Annotated in this window: 13 protein-coding genes; all 13 read right to left on the minus strand. The window is 32.8% G+C overall.

The genetic code is table 11. From position 1 onward, the window contains the following. Nucleotides 1-52: 52 nt before the first annotated feature. Entirely contained in the window at nt 53-652 is a 600-nt protein-coding gene (locus T335_RS0109905; protein ID WP_026477410.1) for a response regulator, read from the minus strand. Between the two features lie 16 nt (nt 653-668). Then, nucleotides 669-1,766 (minus strand): sensor histidine kinase, encoded by a 1,098-nt coding sequence (locus T335_RS0109910; protein WP_026477411.1) that lies wholly within the window; start codon nt 1,764-1,766, stop codon nt 669-671. Nucleotides 1,767-1,845: 79 nt separating this feature from the next. Then, nucleotides 1,846-2,538: an ABC transporter permease gene (locus T335_RS0109915; protein WP_026477412.1), complete on the minus strand. Its 693-nt coding sequence runs from the start codon at nt 2,536-2,538 to the stop codon at nt 1,846-1,848. Further along, nucleotides 2,535-3,269, minus strand: a complete 735-nt coding sequence (locus tag T335_RS0109920; RefSeq protein WP_026477413.1) for an ABC transporter permease — start codon at nt 3,267-3,269, stop codon at nt 2,535-2,537. The genes T335_RS0109915 and T335_RS0109920 overlap by 4 nt, the downstream gene beginning before the upstream one ends. 2 nt (nt 3,270-3,271) lie before the next feature. Continuing rightward, complete coding sequence (locus tag T335_RS0109925) at nt 3,272-4,216, minus strand: ABC transporter ATP-binding protein (protein ID WP_026477414.1); 945 nt, start codon at nt 4,214-4,216, stop codon at nt 3,272-3,274. Between the two features lie 145 nt (nt 4,217-4,361). Beyond that, entirely contained in the window at nt 4,362-6,362 is a 2,001-nt protein-coding gene (locus T335_RS0109930) for a methyl-accepting chemotaxis protein (RefSeq protein WP_026477415.1), read from the minus strand. Nucleotides 6,363-7,155: 793 nt separating this feature from the next. After that, the gene (locus T335_RS20360; protein ID WP_051569248.1) at nt 7,156-7,965 is read right to left on the minus strand and encodes an EAL domain-containing protein; all 810 of its coding nucleotides are present in this window, start codon (nt 7,963-7,965) and stop codon (nt 7,156-7,158) included. A 374-nt stretch (nt 7,966-8,339) separates the two neighbouring features. Further along, entirely contained in the window at nt 8,340-9,113 is a 774-nt protein-coding gene (locus tag T335_RS0109940) for a response regulator (protein ID WP_026477416.1), read from the minus strand. After that, complete coding sequence (locus T335_RS0109945) at nt 9,092-10,264, minus strand: ATP-binding protein (protein ID WP_026477417.1); 1,173 nt, start codon at nt 10,262-10,264, stop codon at nt 9,092-9,094. The genes T335_RS0109940 and T335_RS0109945 overlap by 22 nt, the downstream gene beginning before the upstream one ends. A 95-nt stretch (nt 10,265-10,359) precedes the next feature. After that, the gene (locus T335_RS0109950; protein ID WP_026477418.1) at nt 10,360-10,878 is read right to left on the minus strand and encodes an EAL domain-containing protein; all 519 of its coding nucleotides are present in this window, start codon (nt 10,876-10,878) and stop codon (nt 10,360-10,362) included. Nucleotides 10,879-10,906: 28 nt separating this feature from the next. Next, a complete protein-coding gene (locus tag T335_RS0109955) occupies nt 10,907-12,910 on the minus strand; it encodes a methyl-accepting chemotaxis protein (RefSeq protein ID WP_026477419.1) in 2,004 nt (667 codons plus the stop codon). A 152-nt stretch (nt 12,911-13,062) separates the two neighbouring features. Then, complete coding sequence (locus tag T335_RS0109960; protein WP_026477420.1) at nt 13,063-14,277, minus strand: response regulator; 1,215 nt, start codon at nt 14,275-14,277, stop codon at nt 13,063-13,065. Between the two features lie 26 nt (nt 14,278-14,303). Then, nucleotides 14,304-15,482, minus strand: a complete 1,179-nt coding sequence (locus T335_RS0109965) for an HDOD domain-containing protein (protein ID WP_026477421.1) — start codon at nt 15,480-15,482, stop codon at nt 14,304-14,306. Between the last annotated feature and the right edge of the window lie 37 nt (nt 15,483-15,519).

Consider the following 15,519-nt stretch of genomic DNA (forward strand, 5'->3'; position numbering starts at 1 on the left):
GCTAATATGAACTCAGTATGAATTATCGTAATTATTATTGTACCCGCTTCAATCATCTCCAATAATAAATGGCCAATTGGGTTCGATCTCTTAATTGTAATTTATCTAAAATAATAGATAGGTTGTTCCTAACTGTTCCTTCGCTAATGAACAAAGCCTCTGCAATTTCTTTATTTGACATACCTTGTACCACCAGCTTAACAATATCCTGCTCTCTTGGTGTTAGCTGATTAAGTTCTTTTTTTTCTGGTTGTGTTAGTTGTTTTAGTACATCTGGGTCTAATATAGAAATACCTGAATTCAAAGCTCTTAATTGTTGAGCCATTTTAGATACTTCTGTAGATTTAATTAGGTAACCTTCTGCACCTGCCAAAAGGGCCCTTCGAATATTCACTTCATCTTGAAAGGTTGTTAGCATCATCACTTTAATAGAGGGCCAGTCCTGTTTTATTTGACGTGTAGCCTGTATGCCATCCATAATCGGCATTTGTATATCCATTAATATGATGTCTGGTAATAGATTTTTACAACATTCGATGGCTTCTGCTCCGTTATTAGCCGTCGACAACACTTCTATATCCTTTTCCCTAGAAAGTAGCACCTGAAGACTTTGGCAGACTAACGGATCATCATCAACGATTATAATTTTCATCTCTATTGCCTCCTTATTAATGTTTTTCTAGGGGTAATACGCAAATTAACCTAAATCCATCACTGGCATCAATTGATATATTCCCACCAACGGCTCTAGCCCTTTGTCGAAGATTCCTTAGCCCTACACCATATTCAACTTTAGGCTCCTTTTGCCTAATTCCGTCATTATATACCGATAAACGTACAATATATGGACTAACATCTAAATTAATCATAATTTTTGTTGCCTCTGCATGTCTAATAACATTGGTTAGGGCCTCTTTAAGACAAGGTTCTAAAATACTCCACAAATAAACTGGCACACTAGACGTATCTCCATAAACACTAAATTCTAAAGGATATCCATCCATTCTATTAGAAATATCCTTTAATCGGTCTATACCAATAGCTTGTACAGGTTTCATATTATATACTGTCTCTCTTAATTGCTTTGCACTATTGGTTAATCTCTTTTGGGCTTGCAGAAACATTTCTTCAGCAAAGGGGTCTTTATCCCTCCATAGTTGTTCGAAGGCTTGAAAAGCCAATACTGCGGCGGTTATTTCATGGCCCACATCATCATGTAATTCTTGAGCGATTCGATTTCGTTCTGCCAGTTCTGCCATTTGTATCCCTTGAACATTTGCTAAAAGAAGTTCACTCTTTAGATTTTCTAGCTCATATCTCTGTCTTCGTTGTTGATCTGCTTCATGTCTATATAAACTTGTTTCTTTTGTCCAGCCCCTTATTATCCAACCAGTAAAGCCAGCTTGTAGAAATGTTGCTATTAAAGGAATGGAAGCACCTGAGTAAAAGAGAAAAACAACGGCGGGTAGTGCATACCAAGGTTTACCCACTAGGCTCCCTTCAAATAAAGCCAATGCTAAGGCAAAAATACTATAGGGCCAAAAGGGAATTACAATCATACAGGCTACTTGATCTAGGAGTATTACCCACCCAGGTAGAGGAAATCTCCAACGGATTAATGCCATTATGATTAAAAACAGTAGAAGGACTATTCCTACCTCACTGCCTTGCCCTGTTAGCCAGAGCAGGCACAGTAGAAATAATCCTATTGATCTGCAAAGTATTTTACTATTTTCTGGTGTCCATATATTCCAATCTTTTATCATATTTATTAACACCTTCTTATTAACTTATTCTCTATATTATGGAATTAGTATACCATCTATTTAAATTTGTAACAAATCATTAAAGTCTCCTTCTACTCCCCAGTATGATAAATGCTATACTAAACATAAGCAACAGACTAAGAGGTAGTATCAAATCAACAAAGTTACCTCCCCTAACAACGACTATAATACCCTCCATTAACCAATAGGTGGGCAATAACATTGCAAATCTTTGTAGTAATTGAGGCATAATCTGGATAGGCCACATAACTCCCCCTAGCATAACCATAAGCATGATGACTCCACCTAATAAACTAAAGGCAGTTTCTTTATCTCTAAACAAAGAATACCATGCCAAGGCGAATCCTATAGAGGTCATAGAAAAAATAGAAAATATGATAAAAAGTAATATAGGTGAAATTAACGTATTCCCATGTACTAATAGGCCGATTATCATTACAACTACATTTACCCCCATTAAGATTAAGGAAAATGCAAGTAAGTTTTGCCATAGGTATTGGAGGTGGGTCATTGGTGCCACCCCAATACGAAGTACAGTTTTATTTATGCGGTCCTCCAGAATTACCCCTGCTAACCTTGCTGCAATTAATAATAATATAATACCATAATACTGAAAGCCTAAAGGCAGGGGAATCCATTCTGGGGTTCCCCCTATTGGTAAAAAGGCTGCAACGATAGGAAGTAGCAATAAAAAGATGACATTTGGTAAGTCTCTAAAATATCTTTTGAAAACAAATTTAAATACGGTCACGCCAACTTCCTCCTTCCAAGATAAGTTGCCACGATTCCCATTAAAAGAGATGAAGCTATTAGAATAACAACACTTACAATTCCTCTACTAATCCCATCTCCGGTTATGATTGCATATACAGCATTCTGGCTTAGTGACAATGGATTTCCATAGGTTGAGATCACACTTAAAATCCCTGTCTCTGGCATTGGAAACCAAACCCCTGCCAGTACAATTGAGATTAACCCTAACCACGTGGATACATTTCCAGCAGTCTTATGATTTTTCATCCATAGCACTAACACAACAAATGCTAGATGGGATAATGTTGATAGGGCCAATAGTACCACTATTACTAGCCCGATATTTCCCCAATTAACCCCGTAGACCCATTGGGTGAATAATACGATTACTAATCCTTGTAAAGCTGTAAATATAGTACAGCTTAGAACAATTGCAAAGGCATGGATAGAGGAATTATAGGGTAATGAGTTCATTCTCCATTTATTTGATGAAAGAAGATCACTTATTATATATTCCATTGAATAATTCCCTCCAAAAAGCTGGGTAGCAAAAACCATAGTTATTGCAATTCCATCCATAATAGGAATCCCTAGTTTCTCATCTACCCCATTCCCTGCAATCAATCCTAAGACAGTAATTAAGGCTAAAGGAAGAACTGTTAACATCACTAATCCAACATATCCCCTTAGCATTCTTTTTAGCATAAAGTAACTAGATCTTAAAATCATTACTATTCCTCCCCTCCATCCCTAAGACTTTTTCCAGTAAGGGTTAAAAATACGTCTTCAAGCGTGGGTTTTTCAGCATTTACCGAACGTACACCTCCAGCCTCTTTTGCTACCGAAAGGGCTCTATCTAAATTTCCTGCACCTACACGGGAAATAATTAAGATTTCTTTTCCCCTTAAACTTACATCTTTAACACCATCAATTCTACGTAGTTTCTCTAGTAGGGCTTCGGTGGGCTCCATAACCTCCAGCTTAATCTTTTCTTCATGTTGTATTTTCTCTACTAACTCTTCAATGGTTCCTTGAGCAATTACGTGACCTTGGTCCATAATAACAACCCGTGATGCAATGGCTTGTACTTCCTCCATGTAGTGGGTTGTATAGAGGATTGTTGTCCCTTGACGATTTAATTTTCTTACTGTTTCTAAGATATGATTACGGGATTGGGGGTCTATTCCAACTGTAGGTTCATCCATAATTAAAAATTTTGGTCTATGGACAAGGGCACAAGCGATATTTAATCTTCTCATCATTCCTCCAGAAAATTTGGTTGGAAGTTTTCCACTATACTCCGTTAAGCCTACAAATCTTAAAGTTTCATCTACCCGTTCCTTTAGTTCCTTTCCTCTTAATCCATAGATCCCACCGAAAAATTCTAAATTTTCTCTAGCTGTTAAGTCTCCAAAAATCGTTATATCCTGCGTAACTAAGCCTATTTGTCGTTTAATATCCATCAGGTTACTTTTTTGCTGTTTATTAAAAATTTGTATGTCCCCTGTATCAATACTAATGAGTCCTGCTAGTGCATGAATTAAAGTTGTTTTTCCTGCACCATTAGGCCCTAATAGACCTAGTATTTCACCTTCAGCAATATCTAAATCAACATGGTCTAAAACTAAATTTGCACCATAACGTTTAACTATATTTTTCATATGTGCTATTGCCATCTCATTACCTCCTATTAAAAGCAAATTATTAAGAATTAATATTATCATATCAGGTGACTGCCATACCTAATAGTTACAAATGTAATGATTTTTATTTAAACAATAAAAAAAGCGCATGATCTCCATACACTTTTTTTACTTTCCACTAGATTTTAAATTGATCAACTTGCTCCTGCATATTGTCAACTAACTCCATCATTCTTTTTGCAGAAGTTGCAACCTCTTCCGAAGAGGCCGCCATCTCTTCACTGGCAGCGGAGATCTCTTCTGACGAAGCCGCTACCTCCTCTGCTACTCCTGAAGCGTCTTCTAGTTTATTTAAAATATTAGTTTTATCATTGTTAATTTCAACTGCAACGATATTTGTATTTTGAATCTTACCACCAATATCTTGAATTGCCTCCACAATAAGTTTGTAGGAGTCAATTGCCCTCTCAGTTACCTTCGCTTGACTATGTAGTTCATCGTTCATATCATTTGTTGTTTCTATAATGAACTCAGCATCGGTGGTAATATTGTTGATTAACTGATTAATGGCCTGTAATGAACCTTGGGATTGCTCTGCCAACTTTCTTATTTCATCTGCAACTACCGCAAAGCCTTTTCCAGCTTCTCCAGCTCTAGCTGCTTCAATTGCAGCATTTAAGGAAAGCAAATTTGTCTGCTCTGCAATTCCATCTATTAACTTAGTTATTTCTGTTACCTTATTAATATTAATATTAAAGCCTTGAATTTTATTAATGAAATCACTAAAGGTTTCACCCATTTTTTTGATAGATTCTATTAATAACTGCATGTCCTCATTGCCTTTTGTAGACATTCGATTAATACCTTGAGCATTTACATCTATATCTTCAATATTTTTGACAATCCCTCCAAGTTTTCTATCAAAATTAAACATGGCTTCATTAATACTCTCAAGTCCCTTTGCCTGCTGATTAACAGCATCGGATGTTTCACTAATGGCTCCTGCAACATGATCTGAGGTTAATGACATTTGTTGGGCAACAGCATTTAAGCTTTGTGCGTCTTTATTAATAGTTAAAGATGCCTCTTTGATAGATTTAATCATGTTACCCACCGATTCCCTCATAATAGCCATAGATTTATAGGTATCTGCAATTTCATCTTTACCCTTTTTAGCTTTTATACCTTCTTCTTTCCTAAAGTCTCCATTAGAAATTATACTTAAATCATCAGCAATTCCTTTTATTTGCTTAGCAAAAAAACTAGTTACAATCTGAATTATGATTAGACCTAATATTAAAAACAGAAATGATCCTATTACAATACCTCTTTTTAAGGAATCTAAAGATGATAAAATTTCATCCTTAGGTACAGTTACGGCAAGAAACCAGTTGCTATTGTTTACAGGTGTAAAGGCAGCAAATTGTTCTATCCCTTCGTAAGAAAACTCCCCAAATCCTGTTTCTCCACCTATCATTCTAGTAATTACATCAGCTAAAGTTTTTAAAGAATTATCTCCTTCAAGATTATCTAAAATATTATCTGCTGATCTTATTGCTTCTTCGTTTTCATGGGCTACTGTCATACCTATTTGATTTACCATAAAAGCCCTACCGGTTTCACCTAGGACAATATCATTAGTAATGGCACTTAACTCGTCACCATGTCTAGCACCTATAAGAACTCCAATAACCCTTCTTCCACTATCATGGATAGGTACTGCATAATTAACAATTAATGTTTTATTATCTTCTCTACTGATAATTGGATCTGTAACAACACTTTTTCCGCTTAATGCTTCTTGATAATAATCTCTTTCCTTTAAACTGATCATTGTCCTTGCCATAGTAAGGGTATTTCCCTCAGTATCACCTATTCCTAGGGACATATAACCGCCTCTAGCAGCTTCTTTTTCCAAAAAATCCATCTTTTCTTCAAAAGAAATATTTGGATCAGATATTAGTTCACTATTGGCTATTGCAAGTAACTCTCTAAATCTAGTATTAATTCGTTCCTCCACGACTCTTGCTGATTCAACAGCTGTTTTCGTTGATAATTCTTTAGCGGTGGTATATACTGCATTGGTGGCGGTGTAATAGGATACTAAGCCTAAACCTATACAGACAACAATTAATAAGGCGCCCAGCATTATAGAAAATTTTGTTTTTATACTCTTCATTAAAATCCTCCTAAGTCAAGTTTTTAACAATAATATAGCCTAAGTTTTAGGACTTTGCAACATAAATTATTATTTTTTGTCATTTTATGTCCTTTTTTATCTAAAATAGGTATTTATCCCTATAACTTTTAGTAATTTTAACCAAATTAAGATGTAAAATGTAAAGAAAAATATAGATAATTCCTGTTTTTTAATTAACGTAGATATGTAAAATATTTAATATTTTAATGAAGATATTGGTTCAAGTGGAGAATATACATATGAAAGAATACAAATAAGGCTTTTAAAAGAAATACCCCATCAAATATGAAACGTTGATGAAGAGAGAATATATTTCTAGCGGACAAAAAACAAAGTGTTGCTATTGCCCGGGCTATATTACGGAAAACACCCATCATTATTTTAGACAAAACAACAGCTTCAGTAGAAATTAAAAAGCCTTCCCTTACAACCTGAACCATAGGATCATCATTAATTGTCTATTTATTATCAATTGACATCACTAATCATCAGTCATCAATTATTAATATCAATGAACAACCATAGAAAAAAGGACATTCTTAAAGTTTAAATGTTCTTTTTTTATTTATTAATGGAAATACATCATTTATTAATGTAAATATATAGTTTATATAAATAATTAATATAAATACTAGTTATGCAAAGCTGTGAGATTTTTTATACCATGATAATATAAGTTCTCTTATTTTAAAATAGTTAAGTAGTACTTTCTTATTGGTTATAAATATAACATTAAAACATGCAATTACCTAAGGCGAATTCACTTTTTAGTTTAATTTATAATTTCATTTAACATAACTGGTTTGCTGAAATAATAACCCTGACAATAATCTACGCCTAATTTTGTTAAGGTTATTAATATATCTTCATTTTCAACATACTCGGCAACTGTTTCTATCCCTAACTTGTGGGCAAGATTATTAATACTCTCTACTATAGCTAATTTAGTTGGACTAGTGTTTATATCTTTAATAAAAGCACCATCAATTTTTAGATAATCTATTGGTAGATCATTTAAATAAATATAAGATGAAAATCCACTTCCAAAATCATCGAGGGCAAAGGCACAACCTAGCTTTTTTAGCACCATCATCCACCGATATACTACTTCTACGTTCTTTATTGCAGTTGTTTCTGTTATTTCAAATCCTAACCGTCTTGGATCAATATCACTTGCCTTAACAGTTTCTTCTATAAGACTTAAAAATTTTTCTGAGCTCAGACTTGATCCCGAGATGTTTACAAAAAGATTAATTCCTTCATACTTCTGCAACACTTTAATAGCTTCATGTATCACCCAATAATCTATTTGAGGCATCAATCCTGACTGTTCTGCTACAGGTAAAAATTCTCCTGGATATAATAGATTACCTTGTTGATCTTTCATTCTTATCAAGCATTCATAATGGCTAATCCCCCCTTCAACCTTATGAACAGGATGATAAAGCAAGATAAACTGGTTGTTCCTTAAATTCTTATCAATTAAATTAAACAATGGAACATTATCAGTTACCAATCTTAAGTTTTCTAAATCAAACAAAAGATGGATACCTTTTTCTTTTATTTCTTGCAATAAAGACATTACAATACCCCTTTTCAAATTTTCTTAGTTTTATTATTTAATTCATTTAACTTTACCCTTCCTGGTTTTGTATCAATATTAAGCAAAAAAATAGTCCATAATAAGGGTTCACAAAAAACACTTATTATGGACTATCATATTGCAAACATAAATATATATTTGATATTAACAGCTATTCCATATAAATATTAAATTATCATTGCACTTTACTTTTAAACATAATTTTAGTCAAAATCAGCTTATATTTTACAACATATCTAATTTTTCTCTGCTAAAATTATTTCCTAATATTTCTATGTATTATTTTATCATTATTTGACTAAATATGTCAAATAGGACTTTAGTCCTATTTTAATACTACTTTATTATCATTTTTACTGAATCTTTAGAACTATTTTTTCATAGGCTTCTTTAGGATGAATTTCCAGATTTATCATCGCTACCCTTCTACCGATTAATGTTTCTATTTGATCTTCCACTTCTTTTATGGTATTTTCATATATTGTCTTACGAATAATTTCTATACTTTTAAAATGATTACCAGCCTTTAAAAAACTCTCTTCGATTATTGTGAGGTTTTCTTTAGCAATAATTTCAATTTCTTTTCCCCTTATAAAAACTTCGATTAACTTGGCTCCCTTTCCAGTTGTTTTTTTCAAAAAACTAGAATATAGGTTCCTTATTTTAAACTCTAGTTCATTTTTTTTATCATCAGATAGTATAAATTCATGATTTATTACTAAAAGATCATTTTTATTTTCTACTTTATCTATAGCAATTTGAATCAGCCTATCCATTAAAACATTTATATCGATGGGTTTTATCAGATACTGCTCTATTCTAAGATCAACGGTCTCTAAAATGATTTTTGAATCTGATAAAGCTGATGTAATGATAAAAGGACATCGATACCCATCGCCCCTTATTTTTTTCATCATTTCAATTCCATTCATATCTGGCATAATTAAATCTGTAATAATTACATCTGGCTGATGCTCTAGAAATTTTCTAATTCCATCACATCCATTTTCAGCAACAACAATCTTCCCAATCTTTTTTTTCAAAAATCTTGAGACTTGATTTCTTGTTATTGGTTCATCTTCTACATATAAAACCTTTATATTTTTTAATACATTTTCTTCGAGCATGTTGAACTACCCCCAATATCTAATGGAAAAGTGACTATGACTTTTTTTTCTAAATCCTTATTTATAAATTTAATTGTTCCTTGCATCTTTTTTCTTATGATATTATCTAACATCACTAGACTTAACTTTAACTGTTTGTCCACATAGGACAGATCATCACTATATTGCCTAATATCTTCTATGATGACAAATGTTAAAGCGATACCTTCTTGATCAGTTGAAATTTCCACATCAATAATTCTATTCTCCCTATCCAACACTTCCTTACAATACTCTATAATATAATAGAATACATAATACATAAACTGTACAAATTCATTTGGTGATCCATATTTGCTTATTTCCTCACTAATCATTATATTAAATTTAATGCTTTCTTTACTTATTTTTTCTTCCATTATTTCCAAAACCAACTCTAGATACTTTTTAATTTCAAAGTATTCCTTCACATGATTCACTTCAAAGAACTTCTTGTATGTCTCAATCTTAGTAGATAAATTATTAATGATTTGCCATATTTGTTGATAATAGGATTCTATAACCTCAGGGTTTTTTGACTCATCTGCAATTTCTTCAATTAAATTAAGTATTGAGAAGTTTAAGCTATTAAGGGGTTGTCGCCAAGCATGGGATATATTTGTGATCATGTCAGACATATTAATAATTTTATCATTATAAATTTCAATATCCTGTATAATTCTTCTCTCTCTTATATTATCTAGCTCTTTGTTGGTATCTTTAATGATAATAAGAACTTTATAAATGTCTTCATGGCTTAGGGGATAAGCCTTAATTCTCCAAATTTTATCATTTCCATCACCTATATCCTCTAAATCTACTATTTCATAATTTTGATCTACCTCTTTTACATAAACGCTTATATTTTCATCTATTTTATTTCGATAAAGATAATCAACAATTTCATAATTAATGTCTCTTAAGCCATCCTTTAGTGTCAACAAGTTGTGTCCTTTAATTACCTCTTTGCTCATATTTAAATATTCTGCATAGTTACTGTTAATATTCAGAATATAATATTGCATCCTATTACCTTCTCTTTTACCTTCTATTTCAAGGGTTAATTCAAGACATTGATCAACCTTATTTAATAAATATCCCCTGTGACTTGTAAATCTTTTCTCTTCTCTCATTAAATGCCTCCTCAATCATCTAGCCCCATATTCAATTTTATAACATGAGTAGCAGAATTTCTAACTTAGAAAAGCTATACCCCATATTTTTATTATTAAATAAAAGAACAACCTAATTTTTTCAGCGACATTAATCCCTCTATGTTATCTACGGTCATATTCTTAACTGGGTCTTTCCTTACTCTGAAGTTAAGCCTTTTGGGATTAATACCGCTGACAATAATGCTTTTTTCTATATCGGTAATTATTGTTGCAAAACTTAAACTACCAATGGAGACATTTACAAATAAACTAATATTTTTTCTTACCATCAACATATCAATTGCCTGTTGAATTGTCCAGTAGTCTATTTGACTTATTATATTAGTATCCTTTATTATCTGTGTAATATCTCCTAGATCATCTATATTTCCTTCAGAATCTGCCCTTTGAAGTAAAAACTCATAGCAGCAGATTCCCTCTCTAGTCTCATAAATAGGATAGTAATTCAACTTAAAGTAGTTTTGCTTACCTTCTGTATCATTTGAAGCTAATCTTGATCCATTTTTTAAAATCAAAGTGAAATCATCAAAATAAATCAATAGGTCGTTATTTTTATTCTGTTTAATTGCCATACTAGACCTCTTTATAGGAAGCTACTAATTATACTTTAAACTTATTAGTTAAGTTATTAAGATTCTCGGCCATTTGAGATAATTTTATTGAGGCTTGATTCACTTCATTTAAAGATAAACTGGTATGTTCAGTCCCCTTGGCTACTTCTTGTACTCCAGAAGAACTCTGAGTAATGCTAATAGTTACTTCTTCTATGGCTTGTGCCACTTGTGAAACAATTTCATTTACCTGTGATCCATTAGTTGCTGCTTCGTTAGTAAGGTTATAGAAGCCTAATGCATCATCCTTATAGGCATTGGCAGTTTCTAAAAATGCTTTATAGTCCTTTTCCACATCATTGTTCATAAAGGTTAAAAGCTCATTTGTATCTTCTGTTAGTCCATTTATTGCAAGTTGCACCTGCTGAGTTACATTTTGTATGTTGATTACTGCACTAGAGGATTCTTCGGCTAATTTTCTAACTTCTTCGGCAACTACGGCAAAACCTCTCCCCTGTTCACCTGCCCTTGCTGCTTCAATTGCGGCATTTAATGCTAATAGATTCGTCTGGGCACTAATGTCAGAAATCATACCCGCCATATGGGATATCTCATTAATAATTTTGGATTTTTCGATAGCCTCCAATAAACGTCCTTCTAAATTACTTAATTTAGTTTGGGCAATCTTTTGGTTTTTCACTACTTCTTCATATACAGCCATTGCTTTTTCTTCTATTTCCATAGCTCTTTGATTACCTGAGTGCATTTGGTCATTTAATGAATTTACTGAGGCTCGCATCTCTTCGCTGGAGGCATTTATTTCTTCAGCAGCAGCAGAAACTTGTTGTAACGTAGCAGCGATCTCTTCGGTAGAAGCAGAAACCTCCTCCATATCGTAGGTTGAATTATTACTGATTTGGGTTAATTGATCACTAGAAGCAGCAACCTCCTCTGATAAGGCTACAATACCACCAATTAATTCTCTATAATTATTTACCATAACCTGATAAGACCTCGCTAAAACGCCAAATTCATCTTTACGAAGCTGATAGACTTCGGGCACTTCGCAACTTAAGTCTCCATCTGCCAGTATTTTAGTAAACTCAGTAGCTGAAATTAATGGTTTACTTATGTTTCTAGCAATAAAGAACATAATAATAGCCCCTATTATACTGAAAATTGCTCCAGCTACAAAAAAAACATATCTCAAAATCAGTATCTGGGCCATCACTTCTCTTTCTTGTGCTACCACAGCAATTGACCATGGAGTCCCTACAACAGGGGCGTATCCGATATAACGTGTTTCCCCTTCAAATTTAAACGCATCAAAACCTCTTTTACCGGAAACCATTTGACCTTTAATATTAGCTATAGGAATCTTGGTGGGATCTTCCTTTGCTTCTTCTATAAAATTCGTTCTATTAAGTACTAATTCTTCGTTCATATGGGCAATAAAGGTTCCATCGGATCCTAATACAAAACCATAGCCTGTTTCTCCAAAGGATATTTCATTGGTAATGGCATTTAAACTATTACCATCTTCAATCATTGCTAAAACCCCTATGATCTGTCCATTGCTTCTAATGGGTGTTGAATAGTTAAGGATTAAATTATCATCTACTAAGCTAACCATTGGCTCTGTTACAAAAGATTTACCCTTCATCGCTTCGATAAAATATTCACGACCACTAATATCCAGTACGCCTCCATCAGCCGCCATTGCTAACCCCGATGCATCTGCCATAATTAAAGGAACCCCTAAACTTTCAGCAAATTCATTATTAATGGCTTCAATTTTTTCTGCATTACTTAAACTCTCATCCTTAAAAATGCTATTATCTGCTATTACTTCAAGTAATCTAATATGTCCATCTAATTCCTTTCTAATAATTAATGATCCTTTAAAAGCCATTTCTTGCAGGGATTTCTCCACCTCTCCCTCAACTGATTCGGCTGCAAAATAATATCCCAGCAAGCCTAAACCTCCACTAAGAACTAATAATAGCGTACATACAATACCAATAAGCTTAACAGAAAACTTTCTTACTCTCATAGCTAAATTCCTCCACTTCATTTTCATTTTTCGACATATTTCTGCATATTTTTCAATTTTGTTACTACAATTATAATCTAGAATTGAATTTGTGGATATTATCTTTAACAACTAAAAAAAAGAGTAAGCTATTATCCATAGGAGATAATAGTCTACTCTTCTTTTTGACTTCTTTCTTGATTTAGTTTATGAAGTTTTATGGCTATTCCAAGATTTAATCTAGTTTCGTAGTCCTCTAATGAGATCTCCAATAGCTCTTCTATCCGTTTTCTTCGGAATACAATCGTCTTGGGATGTATAAAAAGGCTTGAAGCAGCTTCTTTAAGACTTTGATTTTTTAAAAGGGCATGTAGGGTATTTATAAGTTCCGTTCCTTTCTTCTGATCATAATCGATTAGCTTTCCAATATAATCTTCTAAAAAATTTCTACAATACTCTTCATCCTTAATAATGGTTAATAATTGAAATACTCCTATGTCCTTAAAATAAGATATATGATTGACATTCTTATTTTCAATATTTTCAACCATTAGAGCTTGCTGGGCCTCATGATAGCATTTTTTAATGGCATTAATTCCTTTGTGTATTTTACTGACTCCCATTACATAAGAAAGCTTTGGAGAATATTTAGTCAAGACCTCTTTTATGTGCTGTACAGTATTAACAAGTATGTCCTTTTCTTCTAAGCTTACCTCTTGATGGATAATTCCTATAAATTTCTCCCTATCCCATAGGATATAGTTAGACATTAATTTGGCTAGTTTTTCAAACTCAATAGATTCTTCTCCTGTACTCGTCAATAAGCAACAAAACATTGGAGCCTGTAAATCGATATCTAACAGGGTAGCCTCTCTAATATGCTTTTCTGTAATATTAATGTCCCCTTCAATCAACTTGCTAAGGAAAATACTTCTTTGAGCTTGCTTCTTCTCATTAATCATATTCACTTCATGATCATTTTTTAATAAAAAATTAAATAATTGATCCTGTTGAGCTTTTTGATCTAGTGCGTCATAAATTACATTAACAAGTTTTTCATTTTCCCAAGGTTTAGAGATATATCGAAAAATGATTCCGTTATTAATTGCAGAGATAAATACTTCTATGTCAGAGTGGCTTGACATTAATATCCTTATCGTTTTAGGAGATATATTTTTAACTTCTGCCAATAGTTGAATCCCCTCCATTAATGGCATTCTTTGGTCACTAATAATTACATCAATGTCCTTATCTTTAATAATCGCCAACCCTTCCACTGGTGATGTTGTCGAATAAACCTCAAGCTTATACTGCATAAGCAAACGTTTTATCGCCCGCAAAATGTTAACTTCGTCATCAACAATTAAAACACTTGGCATTCTATCCATTTTTCCACCCCTTTACTTAGGGTAATTTACTCCCTTTGTAGCTCTTTATAAATTCTTTCTTCTAATACTTCCCTTTTAATATTTAGAAAATCAAAAACCTCTAAATTAACCTTCTCTCCCCAAGGAAAATTTAGTAATTTTGCTGCATAATAATCTGCTAAATGTATGACGGAAGCTAATTCCTTATTAATCACATTTTCTTTTAATGGGACATGATGAAAAAGAATTGCTTCCACTAGGTTATAGGGTAACCCCCACCAGTTTAAAAGATATCCACTTATTTCTTGATGGGTTACTCCAAAAACACCTTTTTCTATTTCATGAAGGGAAATTTGATCTTTTTCAGCTATGGCAATTACACCCTCATATTCCTTTGGGCAATTATTCAACAATACAATTCTACCAATTTCATTCAATAGACCTATACAAGAGCTATCGGGTGGTATTTCTTTAAATAAGAACTTAGAATAGATCAAACTACAGATTTGATTAGTTAGTAATGAGTGTTTTGAAAATAGTTCGTTGATCTTTGAGAGTCTAATATTAAGATTGCTTTTATAAGATATACTTGCAACAAGAGCAATGTTTTTTACATTAGTTAATCCAATATAGGTAATTGCCTTCTTTAAAGAGGCGGTTTTGATATTTAAAAAGGCAGAGTTAACAAGACGTAATATAGACGCCACAATAGCAGGATCCTTCATTAATAGCTCTTCAATTTCTCTAATATTAACCTCTTCATCAATTAAATTGCATAGCTTGGTATAAATAGAGTTAAAGGTGGGTAATTCCTCAAGATATTTAATTGTTTTCAACATTTCATGGCTGGTTAAAATATGGTTCAACTCAAAAACCTGATGAATATTCTTTAACAATTCATCATTATTCCATGGTTTACGAACATACATTTTTGCTAAATTATTCTGTATTAATTGAAAAATTTTCTTTTCATCTGTAAATCCGCTCAAAACTAACCGAATCACTTCTGGATAATTACGTTTAACCGCTTCTAATAACTGAAAGCCATCCATCTCTGGCATTCTAATATCGGTGATTATTAAATCAATTTTTTCTTTTTCCAAAAGTTCAAGGGCAGACATTCCATCTACAGCAATAAATATTTCATAATCACTTTTTAGAAATACCCGCTTTAAACTCTTCAAAATTTGTTCTTCGTCATCTACTAAGAGTATCTTTTTTTTCATTTAATACCCCCTTCTGTACCTATATCGAAATTTTATA

The organism is Alkaliphilus transvaalensis ATCC 700919 (genome assembly GCF_000621485.1).
Taxonomy (GTDB): Bacteria; Bacillota; Clostridia; order Peptostreptococcales; family Natronincolaceae; genus Alkaliphilus; species Alkaliphilus transvaalensis.

Bases quoted from the DNA above. Each gene is read 5' to 3' on its own strand.
- T335_RS0109955 (WP_026477419.1), bottom strand. From the start codon at position 12,910: ATGAGAGTAAGAAAGTTTTCTGTTAAGCTTATTGGTATTGTATGTACG.
- T335_RS0109945 (WP_026477417.1), bottom strand. From the start codon at position 10,264: ATGAGAGAAGAGAAAAGATTTACAAGTCACAGGGGATATTTATTAAAT.
- T335_RS0109960 (WP_026477420.1), bottom strand. From the start codon at position 14,277: ATGGATAGAATGCCAAGTGTTTTAATTGTTGATGACGAAGTTAACATT.
- T335_RS0109910 (WP_026477411.1), bottom strand. From the start codon at position 1,766: ATGATAAAAGATTGGAATATATGGACACCAGAAAATAGTAAAATACTT.
- T335_RS0109905 (WP_026477410.1), bottom strand. From the start codon at position 652: ATGAAAATTATAATCGTTGATGATGATCCGTTAGTCTGCCAAAGTCTT.
- T335_RS20360 (WP_051569248.1), bottom strand. From the start codon at position 7,965: ATGTCTTTATTGCAAGAAATAAAAGAAAAAGGTATCCATCTTTTGTTT.
- T335_RS0109930 (WP_026477415.1), bottom strand. From the start codon at position 6,362: ATGAAGAGTATAAAAACAAAATTTTCTATAATGCTGGGCGCCTTATTA.
- T335_RS0109965 (WP_026477421.1), bottom strand. From the start codon at position 15,482: ATGAAAAAAAAGATACTCTTAGTAGATGACGAAGAACAAATTTTGAAG.
- T335_RS0109950 (WP_026477418.1), bottom strand. From the start codon at position 10,878: ATGGCAATTAAACAGAATAAAAATAACGACCTATTGATTTATTTTGAT.
- T335_RS0109920 (WP_026477413.1), bottom strand. From the start codon at position 3,269: ATGATTTTAAGATCTAGTTACTTTATGCTAAAAAGAATGCTAAGGGGA.
- T335_RS0109925 (WP_026477414.1), bottom strand. From the start codon at position 4,216: ATGGCAATAGCACATATGAAAAATATAGTTAAACGTTATGGTGCAAAT.
- T335_RS0109940 (WP_026477416.1), bottom strand. From the start codon at position 9,113: ATGCTCGAAGAAAATGTATTAAAAAATATAAAGGTTTTATATGTAGAA.